The organism is Marinobacter guineae (genome assembly GCF_002744735.1).
GTDB classification, from domain to species: Bacteria; Pseudomonadota; Gammaproteobacteria; order Pseudomonadales; family Oleiphilaceae; genus Marinobacter; species Marinobacter guineae.
This window is the reverse complement of sequence record NZ_KZ319339.1, coordinates 1096863-1117699: the sequence shown is the minus strand read 5'-3', so window position 1 is coordinate 1117699 and position 20837 is coordinate 1096863. Positions and strand designations below refer to the sequence as shown.

The window sequence follows — 20837 nt, the reverse complement described above, 5'->3', positions numbered from 1 at the left end:
ACTTGAAGTCCGATGATACGTGGCCCGTCCGGAAGGTCAAGTCAACTTGCTATTGATCAAGAGTTCAAAGGCCATTATTCATTGCTTGTGGTGAATCGGATATCAGTTCGATAAAATTTCTGCCCCTTAGTTACGCCAAGGTCCTTATGACGCTCCTGATTGCATTCGCAGTTATCTCCATTGCCTTTTCGTTCCTCTGTTCAATCCTCGAAGCCGCGCTCCTGTCGGTTACGCCGAGCTATATCGCCTCACTTAAAAAGGACAGCCCGAAGCTGTTCGCCAAGTTGCGTAAGCTCAAAGACGATGTTGATGACCCGCTTTCGGCAATCCTCACACTCAACACCGTGGCTCATACTGCAGGTGCAACTGGTGTCGGCGCCCAGGTGGCGGTGGTTTTTGGAGAGGCGTGGGTGGGGGCCGCGTCAGCAGTGATGACCCTCGCCATCCTGTTCTTCTCCGAGATTATCCCGAAGACCATCGGTGCCAAGTACTGGCGCTCCATTGCGCCGAAGCTGCCAGCTGTTCTTGGGTTTATGATCAAGGCATTGTTGCCGTTCATCTGGCTCTCCAAACAGATCACCCGTCGAATCGGATCTGGTGAAGCAGACGTTGATATACGCGCCGAGATCAGCGCGCTGGCCGAGATCGGCCGGGATCAGCAGGCTCTGGATGAAGACGAGCGGCGGATGATCCAGAACGTGCTCCGATTCCATGAAATCAAGGTCAGCTCCGTGATGACACCCAGAACGGTGTGCAAATTCGTTGACCCGGATGTCACGGTTGGGCAGTTCAGAGAGAAGGTCGGAAGATCACCGTTCTCCCGCTATCCGGTAATAGATGAAGATGGAGAGGCGCTCGGATACCTCCACCGGGCGGATCTGATCAACCTGGATGCCGATGTGAACCTTCTGGAACATATGCGCAAAATCAAGCGGGTTAAAGGCAACACCAATATCGAATTTCTGTTCTCGGACATGCTGAGAGAGCGGCAACACCTGGCCGTGGTTTATGACGAGCTCGGAACCTGGCTGGGAATAGTGACGCTGGAGGACATATTAGAGACACTTTTGGGCACCGAGATCATGGACGAAACCGATAATGTCTCTAACCTTCGCCGTTACGCGAAGCAGCGCTGGAGCCGTCGTCTGAAAAAATATGGCTCCTGATGAATGGGCCGGGAATGGCTAGCGAACAGTCTTCAGTGCGTGTGAAATAGCCTCGGCTTCTGCTTCAAGAACCTGACAGCGAAAGCTGTTTCCCTGCTGGAGGGCATTTTCGATCTGTTTGCGTTTCATATCGTAAAGCCGGTTCAGAATGTCTGCCTGGCTTTGCTTCATTGGTGCGCTCATGGCGGACCTCCCCATATGTAAACCTGTCGGTATTCTTTACGTTACCGGCCGGAACCTGGCCTTCTGGAAAATTCGATGCATAACCCGCGCCAGAACGCGGTTCTACCAGGATCAGCGCCCAAATCTGGAGCGGTACACCCCTGGCGCCAGACCGGTGTGTTTTCTGAACAGTCGGCTGAAGGAACTGACGTCCTCATACCCCACTAACCGGGTAACCTCCTCAACCGCCACCCGGGAATTTTCCAGGTGCTGCCGCGCCGCCTCAATTCTCAGAACTTGCAGGTAACTGGTTGGCGTATCCCCCGTCGCCGCCTTGAACCGGCGAATCAGTGAACGCTCAGCCAGCCCGCTCAGCGAAGCCAGAGACTGCAGAGTCACAGGATGACTGAAATGGCCATCCAGCCACTCCTGAAGCCTCAGAATGGCGGCATCCGAATGGTATCTCCGAGCCTGCAAGGCGCTGTATGGCGCCTGACTGGTCCGGCCGGCATCAATCACAAACGCCTTCGCCAACTCCCGTGCCACCTGAGCCCCGGCATAGCGCTCCACCAGATAAATTCCCAGATCCCACCAGGCCATCCCGCCCCCTGCACAGGCAACGTACCCGTCCACCGTCACCAGCTTGTCCGGTTGCAGATCCACCGCCGGATAACGCTGCCGAAACTGGTTACTGAACCCCCAGTGAGTCGTCGCCTGCCGCCCATCCAGCAAACCGGCCTCCGCCAGCATGAAAGCGCCCGTGCAGTTGCTGGCCAAGCGAACCTGGCCGGCGTCTGACGTCTGAAAGTTGCCAAGCCATTCAATCAATTCCGGGTTTTCAGCCAGCACTCGATCAATGGAGCCACCAATGGTTGGAATTATGACTAGATCAGCGTTTTTGTCTGTCTGTTGCCGAACGCTCCATGCCCCATCCGGCTGAATGGTCAGGCCGTTTATACAACGGCAGGGTGCTCCGTCTTTGGTTAGCAGTTGCGTTGAGAACTGAGGTACCGGCGTTTCTCCGTTAATCCTCGCCCAGGTAACCCCGGCAAGCCGCAAAAGATCAATAATTCCGGTTATCGCACTGGCTAAAGCGCCATCGAAACCGATTACAGAAACGCTCCGCATACATACTCCAAAGTAAGGCGCCAGCGGGGCATACCCTTCCGGGACTGTGTGCAGCAGGGATGCTGCACTCAAGCGTACAGGGACGCATTCACAGCGTGTCCCGGGAGGGTATGCCCCGCTGGCGGCCGGCCGCCGAGTGCCAGTTGAATCAATGTAAGATCAAGGTTTGGCGATATTGACCATGATTATGTCATAAGCGCCGGTTCCCAGAAAAAACAAGGTATGAGAGGCTATTGGCTACAAACAGGAGACCAAGAATGACCGACACCCTGATCGACCGCCGCGACCTGGCGTTCCAGCTCTATGAAGTTCTCGATACCGAAAACCTCACCACCCGTGAGCGCTTCCGCGAACACAACCGCGACACCTTCAACGCGGTCATCGAAACCGCCGACAAAATGGCCCGGGTAAAGTTTGCGACTCACAACAGTGCCGCCGACAAGGACGAACCCAGGTTCGTCAACGGCCAGGTCGAAATGCTGCCGCAGGTCAAAGAAGCCTTCGACGCCTACGCCGAGGCCGGCTTCATCGCCGGGCGTTACGACTACGACCTGGGCGGAATGCAACTGCCGGAGTCGGTTATGGCCGCCTGCAACGGCTTCTTCACCGCCGCCAACCCCGGCACTGCGGGTTACCCGTTCCTGACCACTGCCGCGGCAAACCTCATCCGCGTATTCGGCAACGAACAGCAGCAAACCACCTTCCTGCCGCACATGCTCAGCGGCCGCTGCAGTGGCACCATGGCACTCACTGAACCCCACGCCGGCTCCTCCCTGGCGGATATCCGCACCTCGGCAACGCTCACCGACGAGGGGCATTACCTGATCAAAGGCGCCAAGATCTATATCTCGGGCGGCGAACAGTCGATCACCGACAACATCGTTCATATGGTGCTGGCCAAGATCAAAGGCGCCCCGGCGGGTGTGAAGGGCATCTCCCTGTTCATCGTCCCCAAGTTCCGGGTGGACCAGGAGGGCAATCCTACAGAACGCAATGGCGTCAGCCTGGCCGGCCTGATCCACAAACTCGGCTACCGTGGCACTACCTCCACGGCCCTGAGCTTCGGCGACGACGCCCCCTGTCACGGCTACCTGGTTGGCGAACCCCACCAGGGCCTGAAATACATGTTCCAGATGATGAACGAAGCCAGGGTAGGCGTCGGCTTTGGCGCTGCGGTTATCGGTTATCGCGGTTACATGCACAGCCTGGAATACGCCAGGGACCGGTTGCAGGGCCGCAGGGCCAGCGAAAAGAATCCGGAATCCCCGCAGGTGCCCATTATTGACCATGCCGATGTACGGCGCATGCTGCTGGCCCAGAAAGCCTACAGCGAAGGCGGCCTGGCCCTGTGCCTGTTTGGCGCGCGGCTGATGGACGACCAGCACACCCATCCGGACGAACAGAAGCGCCTGGAAGCTGGCAAACTGCTGGACCTGCTCACCCCGGTGATCAAAGCCTGGCCTTCCGAATACGGCCCCAAAGCGAACGATCTGGCCATTCAGGTCTATGGTGGCGCAGGATACACCCGGGAATATCCGGTAGAGCAGTGCTGGCGCGACAACCGCCTGAACCCCATCCATGAAGGCACCAACGGTATCCAGGCCTTGGACCTACTCGGTCGTAAGATCTGGCAGGACCAGAGCCACGGCCTGCAATTGCTGATGCAGGAAATGCAGGTGGATCTCGAGGCGGCCACCACCGACCGCTGCCAGCAGTGGGCGCTCTCTCTGAGCGAAACCCTGCAGCAGGCGGTGAAAGTCACCCAAAGCCTGGGCAAATCCCTGATGGGCGGCGAGGTCGACAAAACCCTGGCCAACGCCTCCTGCTACCTGCACCTGTTCGGGCACATCATCGTCGCCTGGATGTGGCTCCGGCAGGCCAATGCGGCTGCCCATGCTTTGGGCTCAGCCAACAGCGATGACGAACGCAACTTCTATCAGGGCAAGCTCCAGGCGGCCCAGTACTTCTTCCACTGGGAATTGCCAACCGTGGCGCAGGATCTGGTTCTGTTGCGCAATCAGGACGATACCTGTCTGAACATGAAGGCCGAGTGGTTCTGACCTGAGGTCTATCGGGGGCCTTTGATACTTGGCGTAAGCGCGACCGAACTTGGATGCGGCCTGCAAAGAATAACAAAGGATTTAAAAGGTAAGATAAATGGCTTTGGTGAACGTTAAAAAGAAAGACCACATCCTGTTGATCGGGCTGAACCGCCCGGAAAAAATGAACGCCATGAACCGCGAGATGTACCACCAGATCGCGGCGGCCTATTACCAGCTGGAGAATGATCCGGAGCTACGGGTCGGGCTGATGTATGCCGAAGGCGACCACTTCACCAGCGGCCTGCAACTGGACGACTGGGCAGGCGTGTTTGCCAATGGCAAAGGCATCGAGCCAGGCGAGGGCGAGCTGGATCCGTTCCACATTACCGGAGAAGGCCTAAGCAAACCGGTCGTCTTCGCCGCCCAGGGTATCTGTTTCACCTGCGGCGTTGAGATGATGCTTAACACCGACGTTCGCGTCGCGGCCAAAGGCACGCGCTTCGCCCAACTGGAAGTAAAACGCGGCATCTTCGCCTGCGGGGGCGCCACCATCCGCTTGCAGCGTGAAATCGGCTGGGGCAATGCCCAGCGGTACCTGCTGACGGGTGATGAGTGGAGCGCCGAGCAGGCGCACCAGTGGGGCCTGATTCAGGAACTGGTGGAACCCGGCGAGCAGTTCACCGTTGCGCTTGAAATCGCCGAGAAGATTGCAAAAGCTGCCCCGCTAGGGGTTCAGGGCAGTCTGAAATCCTCGAAGATCGCGGTCAGCGAAGGGCAGGAAGTGGCGAAGCAACGGTTGTTTCCGGATTTGCAACCGGTTATGGCGAGTGAGGATGTGAAGGAAGGCATCCAGTCTTTTCTCGAAAGGAGAGTGGCTGTTTTTAAAGGAAGGTAGCACCGAGCTATGAGCGGGCGACTGGCCCCTTCTCCCGGGACTGTGTGCAGCAGGGATGCTGCACTCAAGCCTACATGGACGTATTCACGGCGTGTCCCGGGAGAAGGGGCCAGTTGCCCGCCGGCACGCAAGCGGATTTCTCAGGCAGCTTCCTCCGAAACTGATTTTTCCCGCCGAGCCTTCGCCTCAGCAGCCACATCTGCCGCGTAATCCGCATACTTGGCCATCAGCTCCTCCTTCCGATCCGGATCCCAGTTGATCTTGCTCAGATCCCCCTCGTAGTGGTCAATCACCCGCTTATCCATGGTTTCATACCACCATTGCGGCAAGTAGGCCGGCAACAGCATCGAGGCATAACCACCCGGTAACTGCGGCGCCTTCTCAAAATGCCTCAGGGCCTGGAAGCTGCGTTGCGGGTGCGCATGATGATCCGAGTGCCGCTGCAACTGATACAGGAACAGATTGGTCACAATATGATTGCTGTTCCAGCTGTGCTCCGGCTGGGTGCGCTCGTACTTGCCATTCTTGTTCTTCTGGCGCAGCAGACCATAGTGCTCAATGTAATTCACGCTCTCCAGCAAGCTCGCGCCATACACCGCCTGCGCCGCCAGGAAAGGTACTGCCCGAGGTCCGCAAACCAACGTTGTCGCACCAAAGAAACCCGCACTCATGGCCCAGCCCTGGAGCAACTCATTGTCCAGGCTCCAGAAGCCTTTACCTTTGCGCTCAAGCCGCCCCTTCTCAATCCTGATGGATGACTTGATACCGCCAATCACAGTCCGTGGCAGGAACTTCCAGAAACTCTCGCCCATCCGGCTGCTGGCGGGGTCCTCTGGCGTCGCTACCCGCTTGTGGTGGCCAAAGTTGTGCTCGACAACAAAGTGGGTGTATCCGGTGGGTGCCAGAGCCGCCATCGCCAACAGCTTGTTAAGCTTGTTCGACTTGTGGCCCAGCTCATGGGCAGTGTTGATGCCGACACCATTGATGGCGCCAACGGTAAGCGTTAGTGCGATTTTATCGTCCAGAGACGTATTCTTGCGGCTGGCCAGCCAGGCGCCCAGAAAGGTCATGGCGTACTGGGTCGGAATAAAGGCCTTCACGATCCGGTCGTAGTACTTGTCCTGTTCCAGCGTCTTAACGGCGGATTCCGGCGGGTTGCTCTGGTCTTCGCCAATGGCCCGGTCCAGGGCCGGAATGATGGCATGTACCAGCGCGGGCCCGGTCCAGGCCAGGGCTTTGAGTTTTTTAGGGGCCAGGGCGTAGCCGGTCAGGGCGGCGAGTCCGATGCCCGGCAGGGCCGGGCCCATCAGCCACATGTACCTTTTCGGATCTTTCCAGGTGCCGGTTGGGGCAGCGTCTGCTGGCGAAGCCACTTGATGTGATTCCAGATTGTCACGGGTTTTGGCATTCATTGTTCTCTCCCATTCGATGCGCGTAACTCCAATTTATGTCGGACAATCTGGCAATGCAACGACCACCAATCAGGGTGGAGCAGCTTGGCGCAAAATGACAAATATCATGCCTTTGGCGAAATCCTGTTTTCTGAGCCAGACTTTGGGGAAAACAAGAGCTCGACGACAGGGAAGAATCAGCCATGCCACATTTGTCCTCCGCTACGGCTTCATATTCAGTTCAGGGCATGCTTCGGGAATATATGGGTTCAGGGCAGCTGACTGAGGTGGTCTACCGGGACAGCGCCGGCCAGATATGCACGGTGCACGATGTTATTCGTGATCTTTGCAGTCGCGCAGGACAGGACTTCCTGGTGCTCGGACGAGGCACCATGCTTCCGTTCGATCACGTCATCACCATTGATGGTCGGCTGCTGGCAGACAGCGCTGATTAACCAAAGGGTAATCACCCGGTAATTGTCTTTATGCCGGGCCTCGCCGTACCCTGTTTCACGTTGTAAATACTTACCAATAGAGGGACATGGTATGAACAAGCTCACACTGGGTGCGCTTTTGATGGTTATGACGCTGGGCCTGGCCGCCTGCAGCTCTGAAGACGACGAAGGTGTCGATGTCGAAAAGGCTGCGGACAATGCCGGCGAAATGATGGAAGATGCCGGTGATTCAGTCGAAGAAACCTATGAAGAAGCTACCGGTCAGGACGAGGGAGCCCTCGGAGAACTGGAGGAAGGTGCCGAGAACACCGCTGATGAAATGGGTGATGCCGCCGAGGAAGCAGGTGACTCTATGGAAGAAGGCTACGAAGACGCCACACAGCAGTAATTGATAGGCCGGATCGCCCCGATATATTAGGTTGAACGGGGCGGTCATCTCCCCCGGTCCGGTTCTGTAAAATAATGTTAATGCATTTGTCTTTTAAACGTACGCTTACTGTCATATTTACCGCCGAAACTGGCCTCTCAACAACATCGACCCGCTGTTCTTTGAGAGAGGCATTACCATGGCGAAGCACGACCTTGACCCCAATTACCTGGATCCGAACTACGAGCCGGTAGTTAACCATTCTGACAACACCCCTTTCCATCAGGTTCTGGCCGCGCGCATGCAGCGACGAACTGTAATGAAAGGTAGCGTGGGTGCCGCCCTTGCCAGCGTGATGGGCCTTGGCCTTGCCGGCTGTGGTAGTGACGACGATGACACCACTACCACCGGAAATGTCGCCAGTACCGACCTTGGGTTTAAAGCTGTTGCAACCTCTAATGCCAATGAAGTGGTTGTACCGGAGGGGTACTCTTCCCAGGCATTCCTGCCCTGGGGGACTCCCCTTACCGGTTCTTACCCTGAATACAAAGCTGACGGTACCAATACTGGTGCTGAACAGGAGCAACAGGTTGGCATGCACCACGATGGCGTGCATTTCTTCCCGATTGACCAGAAGGCTGGTGGCAACAGCTCCAGTGAAGGCCTTCTGGTGATGAACCATGAGTACATTAATCAGCGGGCATTGCTGAAACACACCAATACGATTCCTGTTTTTGATGAGAATGGTAAGCAGAATGGCTGGACTGGCGTAAAGGACCTGAACGGAAAGCGCATTTCTGATGACGTGCGAAAAGAAATCGCTGCGCACGGTGTTTCGGTTGTGCACATCAAGCGGGATAGCGAAGGCACCTGGGATGTCGTTTTCGGCAGCCCTTTCAATCGCCGCATCACCGGCAACACCGAGATGGACATCCGTGGACCGGTTCGCGGTTACAGCAAGCTGATTACCAAATATAGCCCGGATGCCACCGAGACTCGCGGTACGCTGAACAACTGTGCCATGGGCCCGACGCCCTGGGGTACTTACCTGGCTGCCGAAGAGAACTGGCACGGATACTTTAAGCATGACAGCTTGGAGCTCCCCCGCGAGCAAGCTCGCCACGGTGTAAGTGGTCAAAGTTACGAAGACGATGGTATTACCATTAAACCTGCGTCTTCTCGATATGACTGGGAATTGGCTGATAGTCAGGAAGATCAATACATTCGTTTCGATGTGACTCCAGGAACGGGCACCGCTAAAGATGACTACCGCAACGAAGCCAACACCTATGGCTACATGGTCGAGATCGATCCGTTCACTCCCGAAAGCAAGCCGCAAAAGCGCACCGCACTGGGCCGTTTTGGCCACGAAGGTGTGATCTTTGCGCCGGTCAAGGAAGGCCAGCCGGTAGTTTGCTACTCCGGCGACGACTCACGCTTCGAGTACATCTACAAGTTCGTCTCTTCAAAGCCATACTATGCAGCGACTGCGGGCGGCTACCTGCTGGATGAGGGTACTCTGTATGTTGCGCGCTTCAATGAGGATGGCACTGGTGACTGGCTGGCTCTGGACCTGGATAACGCGGAGTTCAAAGCCAAGGTCGATGCCGCGGTAGGAACGACGGTCGGTGACGTTGCCTTTGATGGTTTCGAGAATCAGGCGGACGTTTTGCTGAATACGCGCCTGGCCGCAGACATCGCTGGTGCAACCACAATGGATCGCCCCGAGTGGGGTGCAGTCGACCCGAATTCAGGGCAGGTGTATTTCACCCTGACCAATAACTCCAATCGTGGCAAGGACGGCTACGACGGCGTCAATGCTGCTAACCCGAATGAAATCAACCGTACCGGCCACATCATTCGCTGGAGCGAAGAAGGTAACGATCACACAGCTACCGGCTTCGAGTGGGACATCTTTGTCTTCGCGGGTGAGCAGGGGACTGAAACCGTGGTTGACGACCAGGTTATCGTATCCCTGACCGACGACAATATTTTCAATAGTCCAGATGGCCTGTGGTTCGACTACAACGGTCGCCTCTGGATCCAGACCGACGGTTCAGACGCTGCACCCTACCAGAATAACATGATGCTGGCAGCGAACCCGGAGACCCGCGAAATCAAGCGTTTCTTCGTTGGCCCGGTCGGCTGTGAAGTGACTGGTGTTGTTTCCACACCGGATGTGAAGACCATGTTCGTCAACATCCAGCACCCAGATGGAAACTGGCCGGATGCAACCGACCCTCGTCCCCGCGATGCCACTGTGATCGTGACCCGCGACGACGGTGGTGTTGTCGGCGCCTGATTCCGCGCTAAAGCGATCACCTGAACACCGCAAACCCGGCCCACTTGGTAACAGAGTGAGTCGGGTTTGCGGTTTTTTGTTTCAGAAACCCCTTTCCCAGCCGATAAACACGTCAAATGCACTAAAGTATGAGTTATTAACTCACATAAATTCTTTAGTCTCCACAATGGCCTTGAATAACAAGATGTTTGCAGAAGCAACGATAAAGAAGAGGTTTCTATGGGATTGCTGGATCGGGCTTCAATTTTTTTGGGGGTGGCGGTTGCCGTCGTTCTCGGGATCGTCTGTGCAGTGGTGGCGCCGTTGTTAGGTCTTGAACCCGCTTCGCTACTGATTGGTCTCGTGGTTGGTCTGGTAGCCGCTGGCGGTTTTTTGATCGTCCGGGTGCTGGAGCCGACCGAACGCGGGCTCAAGGCTCTGAACGATGGCACCCTGGCGAAAGACCATCCGCTTCAGGCCCAGTGTCGGCAACTGCTCTCCGATGCAAAAGCCGGGCGCGCATTGGTGGAAACCCTATCGGGGAGCGCCGACAGGAACGCCATTTCGGCTGCCCAGGTATCCTTTGCAGCAGACCAGCTCAAGATTCGGCTGGACCGCCAGGTGGAAGAAACCGCCCAGATGGCCGATTACGCGGGCCAGATTACCGAAACCGTCCGGGAGTCCTCCGAGCAGGCCACTGACGCCGCCACCATGGCTTTGCAGAACAAGCAGGTCAGTATTGAAGGGCGCGAAGCACTGAGCTCGGCCATCGACAGCGTCCGTGCGGTACACCAGCAGTCCGGTGAGAATCTACGGTTGATCCAGGAGCTGAACGAGAAGTCCAACAAGATTCAGGGTGTGACCACCACCATTCAGGGCATTGCCGAGCAAACCAATCTGCTGGCGCTCAATGCGGCCATTGAGGCCGCCCGTGCCGGTGATCAGGGGCGGGGCTTTGCCGTGGTGGCCGATGAGGTGCGTCAGCTGGCGGGGCGCACGGCCCAGGCTACCGGTGAAGTGGCGGAAACCCTCGAGGAAATTCGTTCGGATACCACGCTGATCGTGTCCCGCATTGAAGATCTTGCCCGCAGTGTCGAGGAAGGTCTGACTTCCGTCGAGAGCGTTGGTGAGCGCCTGGAGCAGATCCGGGATCAGTCTGACCGGGTTCAGCAGCAGGTTGCCCGTATTGCCGAAATTGACCAGAACAACGAACAGAGTCTCGCGCAGGTGTTCTCGGCCATCGAAACCGTGCGGGACCAGATTTCCGAGAGTGATTCCAGCGTGGCATCTCTGGCAGAGCAGGCCGCCACATTGATGGAGCTGGCGGAAAAAGCCAATGCCTCCTTCGCGCTGAACAGCGAGGAGAGCTATCACCGTCCATTCTACGACCAGGCCCGAGCCGGTGCCGACCAGATTGGTCAGCTGTTCGAGCAGGCCATTCGTGACGGTAAACTGTCAGAGAGCGCACTGTTCGACAAGAAACGAACGCCGGTTCCAAATACCCATCCGCCCAAGTATTCCAGCAGTTTTGACAAATTCACTGACCAGTACCTGCCCACGGTTCAGGAACAGGTCAAGAATGCCCATGAGGCGATTGTCTTTGCCATCTCTGCGGCGCCGGATGGCTATGTGCCCACCCACAACCGCGACTTCGCCCAAGCCCCGACCGGGGATCCGAAGGTGGATCTGGTCAAGAGCCGGAGCAAGCGACTGTTCAATGACCGGACCGGAATCCGTTGTGGCACGCATACCGAGAACATGCTGCTGCAAACCTACCGGCGGGATACGGGCGAGATCATGCACGATCTGTCCGTGCCGATCTATGTGAACGGCAAGCACTGGGGCGGCTTCCGCCTTGGCTACCGTCCGGACAATCACTGATCGCGTCGGGACGCCCGGGCTGTAGTGCTGTGGTAGACTCCGGTTAATTGTTCAAGAGGAGACTTGCCTTGACTGAACCGGAGTTTATCCCTGCCGATTCGGACCCCGCGTCCCGCCGTTCAGACCCGGCCCGTAATATGGCGGTTGTGGTCTACATTCTTCAGGCGCTGTCGTTTTTTTTGGGGGGTATCACCGGCCTGGTGGGCGTGATTATCAACTACGTCAAACTGGACGACGTGCGCAATACCTGGGTGGAGCGTCACTTCCGTTGGCAGATCCGAACCTTCTGGATCGGTATGCTCTGGACGGTAATCGGAATTGTAACCACGCCGCTGATCATCGGCTGGTTCATTCTTCTGGGTATCTCGATCTGGATTATCTTCCGCATTGTAAAAGGTGCCCTGGCGCTGAACGATGGCAAGGCACCTTCCTGATCTTCCGAAGGGATGAAGGACGCTAGCCATCAAGCCTCTGTCACTTCCTTCAGGCGAATGGCACTGAACATCCCGGCCAGTCCCATCAGGCCGAGCACGATGATGACGGCCACTTCAGAAATCATTGAAACCAGAGCCGTCAGACCGCCGGTGGCGAGCAGCAGGAATCCGATGACGGTGTTGCTCACCGCCGTGTAGTCCGTGCGCTTGTTGCCACCGGCCATATCCACCAGATAGGTTTTGCGCCCGAGCCGCACACCGGCGTGGGCGACACTCAATATGAAGAAGGCGACCGGATAAAACCAGACGCTGCCGATATCGGTACCCAGCCAGAGAGCGGTAAAGCCGACCACCAGGCAAACCCCGCTGGCCATGCCGGCACCACGAATCATCACCTTCCGGCTTGAGGTGTCGGCTGCCCAGCCCCAGAAGCTGGCACTGAGCGAGCTGGCGAGACTGCTGGCCAGCAGGAAGACCCCCAGCATCCAGCCGATATCGGACTCTTTCTGGGCCAGAACCACAAAATACGGGGCAGCCAGGGCGGAGCCAAGCAACAGCGCCCGGGTGATCACAAAGTTCCGGAATGGAACGTCATCCCGGAGCAGGGAGAGGCTCCTGAAGGCTTGGTTTATGGCGTTTCCGCCGCCGCCGGTCTCGCCTTCGTACTCCTCTACCCCGGCAAAGAGCAGGCCGGCAATGATCCAGAGTGCTCCGGCCAGAAGCAGTAGTAGGCTATAAAAGGCGAGGGTTGGATCGCCCCGGTCCCAGAACAGAAGGACCGTCAGAACCACGGTCGCAGTGCCTCCGATGGTGGCCGCCAGACCGGAGAGCCGACCGCGCCGGGTTTTCGGAACGCACTTGCCCTGGACATCCTTCATGGACACCGAGCAGAATCCGCGGGCCAGTGAAAAAACGATAAGGGAGGCTATGATGCCACCGCCGGCGGCGTAGCCCTCGAGAAACCACACGCTTGCAGCCATGGCCACGACACTGGCAGCCTGGCCGAAGCTCCCCAGCGTCCAGAACCATTTGCGAACCGCCCGGCGCCGAACCCAGGCCGCAATGACCATTTGCGGCACCATGGAGCCGGATTCGCGGATGGGGACCAGCCAGGCAACCAGGGCAGGCGCGCCAACAGCGCTCATCACCCAGGCCAGCACGGTTTTCGGGCTGATCAGCAGATCCCCCAGTTTGGTGAGCACGTTACTGGCGAGAATCAGGAAGAAGTTGCGGGGAACCGCCTGGCACGCCTCTTCGGGAATGTCCTTGCACACCCGGGCGTCTTCTTCGTTCGCAACCAGGGCGTAGAGCTGATCGATGGTGTCCCTCTTGTGATTGTTGCCAGTCAAGCTACCGTCCTCCGGAAATATGTCGGGCAAGGATACCAGTTCGCATGGCTGTCCTTAATACCGGACTACGGATTGCCAGGAGGATCAGACCAGGTGATGATCCCAATAGACGGGGAGCGTGGCAATTTCCCGGGCATGGTTCTCTGCACCCAGCTGAACCAGTTTGCCGAGCCCGGAAGAGATCAGGAAGTCGCCACCGGCGAGGGCCTGGACACCCGCGCAGTCCGGGATGGATGCCCGGGCCAGGAGTTCGCCGGTGCTGCCTCTGAAAACCACAGCCGTGCCACCGACGGGGGAGGCGGCGGCAACGAGGTCGTTCTCCGGGTGGGCGACCACGCTGGCGATATAGTTGCCCAGAGCTAGCTGGGTGTCGTTGTCAAACCGGATTTCCTGCAGCCTGCCGCCTTCCAGACGCGCCAGAAGCGCAGGCGCCTCATGGAGCGGGCCCTGATACTGGTAAGCAACGTAGATCTGGCCCCCGCTGTCAACGCTCACGTGGCGGGCGCTTTGCTGTTGGTGATCTGGCGTGAAACGCCCGACAACTGTGCCGGAGTGACGGTTCATCAGGATCAGGGCCGGGTCCATGGTGTCCAGGTTGAGCTTGATGCGGTCGTAATCCGGATGCGTCAGGATACCACCGAGGCCGATCACCAGAGTCTCACCATCCGGGTGTAACGTCAGTTCGTGGGGGCCAATGCCCGCCATCTCAAAGGTATCGACACGCCGATAGCCGCGCTCCGTATCGTAGACCACAACAATACCCTCGCCCAGCTCATAACGGCTGGCGGTGGCATAGAGCCAGCGTCCGTCAGGTGAAAACACGCCATGTCCCACAAAATGTTCGCCAGGCGCCGCCTGGACCTGATGGATTCGGGTTCCGGTGGTCAGATCAAAAACGTGGAAAGTCCAGCCGGGGCGGCGCTCAAAGAACAGTACTTCGTTGCCCCCTGGTCGATTGCAGCCACTGTGGCAGCGAGTTCCAACCGGGGTTTGCCAAAGGGGCTTGCCCTGGCGATCGAACGAACTGATGCCAAAACCGCCATCGGGCAGACCGATTGCCCCGGTGAAGTGCTCGGGCGAACTGCCTGTCTTTCTCGGGAGCAGGCTGCAGCTGGTAAGTGTTGCTGTCAGACCACCTGCAAGGCCGGTTTTCAGAAGCTGTCGTCGGTTCAGGTTCATGGTCCCGCCACTCCTCAGTCACCATCACTGGAGTTGAAGCCGCGAACGACACCGAGCTCTACTGCAGCCTGGTCGTTTACCAGGGTGGTGAGTTGCGAGACGTCAACATAGAAGTTCTGGAGCCGGCTGAACGCATCGCTCTCTGACAGCAGAGTTACCATTGGCGAGTGCAGCCCGGGGAAGTTCTCCAGAACTTCGTCGAACTGCCGTTCGATTCGTTGTGCCAGCTCAGGCCGGTTGCTGTTTTTCAGAAGCAGAGTCAGGCCGGGGAGGAAGTGCTGCCCGAGTCCCTGAAGGGTCGCCTCTGTCGTCATCAGGCTGGTACCGCTACGCCACGCATCAGCGGCGTAGGCAGAGCGTTTGTCGTTGCCCCTCATGCCCATTGGCTGTGCCAGACGTCGTTGTTCCAGGATTTCCAGGGCAGTCATGGCGCTGCGGATGGTGGTGTCCCGGTATGGATTCGTAGTCAGGTAATGTTTCCTGAACGATTGCCACTGATTGCTGAGCTGTTTGCTGTTGGTAGCGATATGTTTGGCGACGGCACTGAGCAGGTCGCAGGTTTTTGGGGCAGGAAGGGCGTCTTCACTGGCATTCAGTGGCTCGTCATATAGCAGGTACTCCGCCATCGGAAAGCCCTGGACCGCAACGCCAGAGCGGGCAATGACCTCTGGCGAAACGGGCTCCGTCGATTCCAGCAGGAAGGCAGCTTTTCTGGCAATGAGGTTTTTCGGATCGGGCCAGAACTGGAATTGCCAGGCCAGGTTGTTATTCTCGATCGGGCCAAAATCCACAAAACGGACCTTCTGCCAGGCGAGGAATGCATCGATCCAGGCTTGCTCTGCCACAGCCCGGGCATCCGGACCGGGCGACTTGCAGTAGTCGTGTGCTGTGGTGTGGAAACGGTTGGCTTCTGTCGCCAGCGTTTGATAGCCCGCCTGGATGGATTGATGCCACTGTTTCCTTGCCGGGGAATCTGAAGTATCTGCTGCATAGGCACTGGCTGACAGCAAAATCAGGGCCGCTGCGTTCGCGAGGGTCATCAGCTTATGCATTGCAATTCCTCAAAGAGAGTTCAAAGAGAATTCAGAAAGTCGATGAGCGCCTGACGGTCGGCTGCATGCATCTGGCGGTAGAGGTCCACCGCCGGCTGCGCCTCGCCACCGTGCCAGAGCACCGCCTCTTCCAGCGTCCGGGCGCGACCGTCATGAAGGAAACCCGCCTGCGGATTGACGACCTGCGCCAGGCCGATTCCCCAGAGCGGCGGGGTGCGCCATTCGCTGCCGCTGGCCAGAAATTCATCCCGGCCATCTGCAAGAGCTGGCCCCATGTCGTGCAGAAGCAGATCGGAATAGGGCCAGATAATCTGAGTGCTGAGGTCAGGCCGATCAATCACGTTGCCGGTGTGGTGCCTTGGTGTGTGGCAGCCCGCGCAACCGGTTTCATTGAACAGCCTGGCACCCCGCTGAACCGATTCCGAGTCCAGGTTACGCCGGGCGGGCACTGCGAGACTCTTCGCATAGAAGGTGACGAAGCTCGCAACCGTGTCGCTGACTTCCGGGGAGCCACCTTCGGTAAAGCGCTCGCACGCTTGCTTCGGGGTGCAATCGGTCGTCGGTTTTATTGAGGACGTCAGCCCCATATCGCCGGCGAAGGCGCCCATGCTTTGTTGATGAACATCGGGCTCTGCGGCTTTCCAACCGAATCGCCCAGGCAGGGTTTGCTGGCTGGCCAGGTCCCAGACCTGGTTGAGCTTGCCGGAGATACCATCGCCGTCGCGGTCGTCAGGGTCAGAGAGTGCCTTGAGGTTGTCGACGGGGATCGCTTCCAGCAGGCCCATGCCAATCATCTGGGGTGCCACCCTCGGGGAAACGAGGAGGTCGTCGGGCAGGGGGCCATAGTTGGGGTTATCAATCCGGTAAACCGGGTCTTGCAACTCCACTTTTGTGCCATCTGCGAGGGTTTTGGTGACGGGCTCCCATTCGATGACGAGATCGGCTTCCGGCCTGGCCGCCGGCAGGGCGGCTGTCTGTAACTGACTCCCATACACCGGGGCAGGCTTGAAGCCATGGGTACGGAGGATATCCGCATCTTTTTCAGGATCGGCAGGGACCGCCAGTCGCAGGAACAGGGAGACCGGCGGCTGATCCACGCCAGGCGGGTGTCCGCGGCCATCCTTGATATGGCAGCCCTGACAGGAGTTGGTGTTAAACAGGGGGCCGAGACCGTCCCTGGCATCGGTGCTGGCCGGTGCTTCTACCCAGGGGTTACGGAAGAAGCTGTTGCCCACGCTGAAGTCGAGACGCTTGGTCATGGACAGGTTGCCCTGGGGCAGGGAATAGGCATTGGTATCAGCCTGCCGCACTGTACCTTCTCCCCCGGTCGCCGGGGTTGTCTGAAGGGGGTAGCCCGCGTGAGTCTGAGCAAAGGCGGGTGCGCTGGCGAGCGCCAGGGCACCCATAAGGACAATCAATTTCATCATGATCAGAACGCGTGGCCGGCGTCATCCGGAGATAGCGCTTCGATACCCAGTTCGCGGGCTGCCTGCTCAATCGAGCCGGTCTGCTCAACCAGGGCAATAATGGCGTTATTGACAACCCTTGCGCCTGCCGAGTTGCCCGGGGCGATCATCATGTCGAAGGGCACCGGGTTCTGGCTATTCTCGGCTTGGCTCTTCATCGCGCCCAGGGTTGTCATGGAAGCGTCCAGTTGGGCATTGAGGCGAGCATCCAGTTCCGGGTTGGTCTGTTCAACCAGATCGGAGAGGGAGGGGCCAGTCACCAGGCTGCCATCCACACGGCGGTAGGTGCCGGTGTACACATTCTGGATGCCCTGACCATTGTAGAAGTGAGAATTGTGGGTGTTGTCGCTGAAGCAGTCGTGCTCGTCTTCGTAAGAGTTGGCTTCCAGAGCCACTTTCATGCGCTCACCGGCCAGTTCGCCCAGTGACAGGGAGCCCATGCCGAACAGCATTTTCTGCACCCCTTCGTTGGCGTCCGCGGATATCAGTTGGGCGCGATAGTTGTCACTGCTGCCCGGCGCCCACTGAGCCACCATCCATTCCAGATCGGAAACCAGGAGATCGGTCACCGCATCGAGGTATTCACCGCGACGCCCGCAGTTGCCGTTGGTGCAATCGGCGCCGGTAGCATAATCCGTTACCGGGCGCTCCCCTGCGCCGTTGTCAAAGCCATGCAGGTCCTGGCCCCACAGCAGGAACTCAACCGCGTGATAGCCGGTTGCCACATTGGCCTCGGAGCCACCGACTTCGTTCAGGCCGGCCAGCAGTTCCGGTGTCAGCGTTTCGACATTCAGGGTTTCTCCACCGACGTTGACCTTGCTGCTGCCTATGATGTTCGCAGTTGCCCCGGCATTGCCGAGCTCGTGCTGGTAATCGTCGGCTTGAACGTAGTCGATCAGGCCTTCATCCAGCGGCCACGCATTCAGTTGGCCTTCCCAGTCGTCCACGATCGCGTTGCCAAAACGGAATACTTCGGTTTGCTGATAGGGAATCCGGGCGGCGAGCCAGGCTTCCTTGGCGACTATCAGATTTGCTTCGGTCGGGCTGGCAATCAAACGATCAGTGGCTTCGTCCAGGGCTCGGGCAGTGAGCAGGGCGTCCTCGTAGTTCGCATAGGCAAGATCAGCATAATGCGCAACAACAGACGCCCTGGTGGCGTGTTCGGACCTGTCTGCGGACCAAGGGGAGTTGGCGCAGCCAGCGGTGAGCGCGGCGGCAACAATCAGTACCAGCGGGGCCGGGCGAAAGGTGGATGACACGGTATTCTCCTTTTATGGGAATCTTGATCTAAATAGTATGCATTCTCGTTTGAGAATTATGGGGTGTTGGCGCGAGGATGGCAAGGAAGATTCCGGTCTTGATTTGGTTTTTCTGTCGGAGAGCCTCTTGCTCTGTTCGGCCGTGATCGGGCTTAATGGCTTCGTTAGGATGGAGCCCCACTATGTTGAGTTATCTACACGCCTTCCACGCCGGAAATTTTGCCGATGTTCAGAAACATGCGGCGCTGACGCTGGCTCTGGCAATGATGCAGGCAAAAAAATCCGGCATTGCCTGCTTTGATACCCATGCCGGCAGTGCCATCTATGACTTGCGCAGTGAAAGAGCCCGGAAAACGGGCGAAGCGGACAACGGTATCCAGAAGCTCTGGAGGGCCCGCGAGCAGCTGCGATCGGAGGATTGGCGCCAGGTGCTGGATGTTTTGGCACGGTTCAATGCCGGAAGCGGGGAACTGACGGTTTATCCTGGGTCACCTGCCTGGTTCAAGCATTTTCTCCGGGCCGAGGATGATCTGACCCTGTTTGAGCTCCATCCCTCTGAAGGTGAACAGTTGGCGGACTGGGCTTCTGCTGGCCGGGTTCATGTGCTAAGGCAGGATGGCCTGGCTGGTTTGCTCAGGCAGTTGCCCCCGAAGCAGCCTCGCCTGCTGGCACTGATTGATCCATCCTACGAGGTCAAGTCCGATTACCTGGATGTTGCTGAAACTCTGGGAAAAGCCTGGCAAAAATGTCGGCATGGGGTCTATCTTGTCTGGTATCCGATATTGACCAGTGGCCTTCAGGGGCAGCTGAAAGACGCTGTCAGGGCGACCGCTGTCCCTAAGGTGCTGTGCAGTGAGGCGCACCTGCGAACGCCACCGGAGCGAGGTATGACAGGCTCCGGGATGCTGGTGGTAAATCCGCCCTGGGGATTCGATGTCCGGTTGTCGGAAATGATCAATGGCGTTGCCGGGCCGGATGCTCTGAATCTATCCCATAGCGTGGAATGGCTGGTGCCTGAATAGCCGGCCGGTTGATGGTCTGAAGGAGTGACAGGATTGACGGAAGAACCGGTTGAAAAGACTGACTGCCCCTGTCTGCCGGGAGCACTCATCCCTTTTGATCAGTGGAAAGCGCCCGAAACGTCCGTCAGGCGGTCCCTGAAAGATGCTTTTCGCCACGCGCTGGCACAAATCCGTGCGGGCGTTGCGCCGGAAGCAGGGGCGTTTGAAAGCCTCGATAGCCTGCCGGAATTATCCAGATCGAAACTGCAAACCCTGGCTCCGCAGCCGGACTACCCCAAACTGGCAGGCGCGCTGTTGAGGTCGCTGGAGGATGCTCGCTCGGATGGCAATGCCTACCAGAATGTGACGTTCCTCGTGGCGGCCCCGTTTTCGGGCATTCGTTCGGCTCTTGGGTTTTTCCCGGAACTTGAGCCGGCGAAAATTGGGGTGCACGGGCCATGGTCTGTGATAGTGCCCCCGGAGAACCTTCTGGTGGACGACCAGGGCGCCCGTGAATGGTGGGGCCGGCAGGATCTTTCCACTCCCTGGGTTATTCCCGAACTGGCGGATTTCTGGCTTCGCCACTTGTCGGGTCTGGCATTGATCCGGGAGCTGCTGAGGCGGGTTGCCGCTGGCGGCCTCGGGCCAGGAGTTATCGGTTGTTCCAGTTGGTGCTGGCAGTTCTGGTCCGCCTATTTCCAGGATGTCCATTTTGCCCCGTTGACCCCTGAGCCGCTGGACGCTGCAGGAATTGGTGCCTGGTTTGAGTTCCATGCATCGCAGGCGGGTCAGCGGACAGTCATCGTACGGATGACTGATGATGGTCACTATGTGTTGCCGATGGCTGAGCAGGGGGAGGGTAAAAAACGTAAACACAGCAGATACCTCCGGGATCTTGCCTCCGCAGCCAGAGGTAATCCGGGCGTTGCGCTGGCAATCTGGCAACGCTCACTCAGGGCCCGCCCCGAAGAGGAGGCCCAATCGGAGGACCCCGGGCAGGGGGTGGCTGAAAGCACCAAGGTCACGCGGTTCTGGGTTGTTCCGTTTGATCAGCTGGGTCTGCCCATCGTACCCCAGACCCAGGGCGACAACATCGGGCTGGTTTTGCACGCGCTGCTGCTGCATGACGGACTGAATGCATCGAGCCTTGCTCTGGTAACGGGCATTCCGGAGGGTGAGCTGAGCTTCATTCTGGCCCGGCTGGCGCGCTCCGAACTGATTGAGCAGCAGGCGGCCGGCGAAGGCTGGATGGTCACGGCACTCGGCTACCCCTCCATCCGGCGACACCTGGACAGTTGGGGCTTTCCTGTAGACATGCTGTAGGAGATG

18 protein-coding genes are annotated in these 20837 nt (G+C 58.2%); 10 read left to right on the top strand and 8 right to left on the bottom strand.

The genetic code is table 11. The features are described 5' to 3' along the window. Nucleotides 1-146 precede the first annotated feature (146 nt). The gene (locus CLH62_RS05045; RefSeq protein WP_099617028.1) at nucleotides 147-1166 is read left to right on the top strand and encodes a CNNM domain-containing protein; all 1020 of its coding nucleotides are present in this window, start codon (nucleotides 147-149) and stop codon (nucleotides 1164-1166) included. An 18-nt stretch (nucleotides 1167-1184) separates the two neighbouring features. Here the strand turns inward: CLH62_RS05045 and CLH62_RS21070 are convergent, their stop codons facing one another. Together CLH62_RS21070 and CLH62_RS05040 are read right to left on the bottom strand one after the other, a co-directional pair. Continuing rightward, nucleotides 1185-1349, bottom strand: a complete 165-nt coding sequence (locus CLH62_RS21070; RefSeq protein ID WP_170005754.1) for a hypothetical protein — start codon at nucleotides 1347-1349, stop codon at nucleotides 1185-1187. A gap of 111 nt (nucleotides 1350-1460) precedes the next feature. Then, on the bottom strand, nucleotides 1461-2456 hold the full coding sequence (locus CLH62_RS05040) for a GlxA family transcriptional regulator (RefSeq protein WP_099617027.1): 996 nt from the start codon (nucleotides 2454-2456) through the stop codon (nucleotides 1461-1463). 257 nt (nucleotides 2457-2713) lie between these two features. On the opposite strand from CLH62_RS05040, the gene CLH62_RS05035 reads away from it, so the two are divergent. Then, a complete protein-coding gene (locus CLH62_RS05035) occupies nucleotides 2714-4516 on the top strand; it encodes an acyl-CoA dehydrogenase (protein ID WP_099617026.1) in 1803 nt (600 codons plus the stop codon). A 97-nt stretch (nucleotides 4517-4613) separates the two neighbouring features. Then, complete coding sequence (locus tag CLH62_RS05030; RefSeq protein WP_099617025.1) at nucleotides 4614-5393, top strand: crotonase/enoyl-CoA hydratase family protein; 780 nt, start codon at nucleotides 4614-4616, stop codon at nucleotides 5391-5393. Between the two features lie 140 nt (nucleotides 5394-5533). On the opposite strand, the gene CLH62_RS05025 is transcribed toward CLH62_RS05030, so the two are convergent. Beyond that, nucleotides 5534-6805 (bottom strand): alkane 1-monooxygenase, encoded by a 1272-nt coding sequence (locus CLH62_RS05025; RefSeq protein ID WP_099617024.1) that lies wholly within the window; start codon nucleotides 6803-6805, stop codon nucleotides 5534-5536. A 182-nt stretch (nucleotides 6806-6987) separates the two neighbouring features. Here CLH62_RS05025 and CLH62_RS05020 point away from each other — a divergent pair, with 182 nt between their 5' ends. The 5 genes from CLH62_RS05020 (at nucleotide 6988) to CLH62_RS05000 (ending at nucleotide 12202) form a co-directional block, all read left to right on the top strand. Further along, nucleotides 6988-7239 (top strand): hypothetical protein, encoded by a 252-nt coding sequence (locus CLH62_RS05020; protein WP_099617023.1) that lies wholly within the window; start codon nucleotides 6988-6990, stop codon nucleotides 7237-7239. Between the two features lie 91 nt (nucleotides 7240-7330). Continuing rightward, nucleotides 7331-7627, top strand: a complete 297-nt coding sequence (locus CLH62_RS05015) for a hypothetical protein (RefSeq protein ID WP_099617022.1) — start codon at nucleotides 7331-7333, stop codon at nucleotides 7625-7627. Nucleotides 7628-7805: 178 nt separating this feature from the next. Next, nucleotides 7806-9908 (top strand): PhoX family protein, encoded by a 2103-nt coding sequence (locus CLH62_RS05010; protein ID WP_099617021.1) that lies wholly within the window; start codon nucleotides 7806-7808, stop codon nucleotides 9906-9908. A 219-nt stretch (nucleotides 9909-10127) separates the two neighbouring features. Further along, a complete protein-coding gene (locus tag CLH62_RS05005; RefSeq protein ID WP_099617020.1) occupies nucleotides 10128-11768 on the top strand; it encodes a methyl-accepting chemotaxis protein in 1641 nt (546 codons plus the stop codon). Nucleotides 11769-11836: 68 nt separating this feature from the next. Next, the gene (locus CLH62_RS05000; protein ID WP_099617019.1) at nucleotides 11837-12202 is read left to right on the top strand and encodes a DUF4870 family protein; all 366 of its coding nucleotides are present in this window, start codon (nucleotides 11837-11839) and stop codon (nucleotides 12200-12202) included. A 29-nt stretch (nucleotides 12203-12231) separates the two neighbouring features. On the opposite strand, the gene CLH62_RS04995 is transcribed toward CLH62_RS05000, so the two are convergent. The 5 genes from CLH62_RS04995 to CLH62_RS04975 all read right to left on the bottom strand — a co-directional run bounded on the left by CLH62_RS04995 (nucleotide 12232) and on the right by CLH62_RS04975 (nucleotide 18507). Then, nucleotides 12232-13551 carry an MFS transporter gene (locus tag CLH62_RS04995; RefSeq protein WP_099617018.1) on the bottom strand — a complete coding sequence of 440 codons (1320 nt, stop codon included), beginning with the start codon at nucleotides 13549-13551 and terminating at the stop codon, nucleotides 12232-12234. A gap of 84 nt (nucleotides 13552-13635) precedes the next feature. Then, entirely contained in the window at nucleotides 13636-14730 is a 1095-nt protein-coding gene (locus CLH62_RS04990) for a DUF1513 domain-containing protein (protein ID WP_099617017.1), read from the bottom strand. Nucleotides 14731-14744: 14 nt separating this feature from the next. Next, on the bottom strand, nucleotides 14745-15782 hold the full coding sequence (locus CLH62_RS04985; protein ID WP_099617016.1) for an imelysin family protein: 1038 nt from the start codon (nucleotides 15780-15782) through the stop codon (nucleotides 14745-14747). 20 nt (nucleotides 15783-15802) lie between these two features. Then, nucleotides 15803-17209 carry a di-heme oxidoreductase family protein gene (locus CLH62_RS04980; RefSeq protein WP_099617015.1) on the bottom strand — a complete coding sequence of 469 codons (1407 nt, stop codon included), beginning with the start codon at nucleotides 17207-17209 and terminating at the stop codon, nucleotides 15803-15805. Nucleotides 17210-17211: 2 nt separating this feature from the next. After that, nucleotides 17212-18507: an imelysin family protein gene (locus CLH62_RS04975; protein ID WP_099617014.1), complete on the bottom strand. Its 1296-nt coding sequence runs from the start codon at nucleotides 18505-18507 to the stop codon at nucleotides 17212-17214. Between the two features lie 182 nt (nucleotides 18508-18689). Between CLH62_RS04975 and CLH62_RS04970 the strand changes: the two genes are divergently transcribed. Both CLH62_RS04970 and CLH62_RS04965 read left to right on the top strand, forming a co-directional pair. Continuing rightward, the gene (locus tag CLH62_RS04970) at nucleotides 18690-19529 is read left to right on the top strand and encodes a 23S rRNA (adenine(2030)-N(6))-methyltransferase RlmJ (RefSeq protein WP_099617013.1); all 840 of its coding nucleotides are present in this window, start codon (nucleotides 18690-18692) and stop codon (nucleotides 19527-19529) included. A gap of 33 nt (nucleotides 19530-19562) precedes the next feature. Continuing rightward, complete coding sequence (locus CLH62_RS04965; protein WP_228152771.1) at nucleotides 19563-20831, top strand: hypothetical protein; 1269 nt, start codon at nucleotides 19563-19565, stop codon at nucleotides 20829-20831. The last annotated feature ends 6 nt before the right edge of the window (nucleotides 20832-20837 follow it).

What these genes read in the sequence shown, in the direction of transcription:
- CLH62_RS05045 (WP_099617028.1), top strand. Translation starts at nt 147, where the DNA reads ATGACGCTCCTGATTGCATTCGCAGTTATCTCCATTGCCTTTTCGTTC.
- CLH62_RS21070 (WP_170005754.1), bottom strand. Translation starts at nt 1,349, where the DNA reads ATGAGCGCACCAATGAAGCAAAGCCAGGCAGACATTCTGAACCGGCTT.
- CLH62_RS05040 (WP_099617027.1), bottom strand. Translation starts at nt 2,456, where the DNA reads ATGCGGAGCGTTTCTGTAATCGGTTTCGATGGCGCTTTAGCCAGTGCG.
- CLH62_RS05035 (WP_099617026.1), top strand. Translation starts at nt 2,714, where the DNA reads ATGACCGACACCCTGATCGACCGCCGCGACCTGGCGTTCCAGCTCTAT.
- CLH62_RS05030 (WP_099617025.1), top strand. Translation starts at nt 4,614, where the DNA reads ATGGCTTTGGTGAACGTTAAAAAGAAAGACCACATCCTGTTGATCGGG.
- CLH62_RS05025 (WP_099617024.1), bottom strand. Translation starts at nt 6,805, where the DNA reads ATGAATGCCAAAACCCGTGACAATCTGGAATCACATCAAGTGGCTTCG.
- CLH62_RS05020 (WP_099617023.1), top strand. Translation starts at nt 6,988, where the DNA reads ATGCCACATTTGTCCTCCGCTACGGCTTCATATTCAGTTCAGGGCATG.
- CLH62_RS05015 (WP_099617022.1), top strand. Translation starts at nt 7,331, where the DNA reads ATGAACAAGCTCACACTGGGTGCGCTTTTGATGGTTATGACGCTGGGC.
- CLH62_RS05010 (WP_099617021.1), top strand. Translation starts at nt 7,806, where the DNA reads ATGGCGAAGCACGACCTTGACCCCAATTACCTGGATCCGAACTACGAG.
- CLH62_RS05005 (WP_099617020.1), top strand. Translation starts at nt 10,128, where the DNA reads ATGGGATTGCTGGATCGGGCTTCAATTTTTTTGGGGGTGGCGGTTGCC.
- CLH62_RS04990 (WP_099617017.1), bottom strand. Translation starts at nt 14,730, where the DNA reads ATGAACCTGAACCGACGACAGCTTCTGAAAACCGGCCTTGCAGGTGGT.
- CLH62_RS04985 (WP_099617016.1), bottom strand. Translation starts at nt 15,782, where the DNA reads ATGCATAAGCTGATGACCCTCGCGAACGCAGCGGCCCTGATTTTGCTG.
- CLH62_RS04980 (WP_099617015.1), bottom strand. Translation starts at nt 17,209, where the DNA reads ATGATGAAATTGATTGTCCTTATGGGTGCCCTGGCGCTCGCCAGCGCA.
- CLH62_RS04970 (WP_099617013.1), top strand. Translation starts at nt 18,690, where the DNA reads ATGTTGAGTTATCTACACGCCTTCCACGCCGGAAATTTTGCCGATGTT.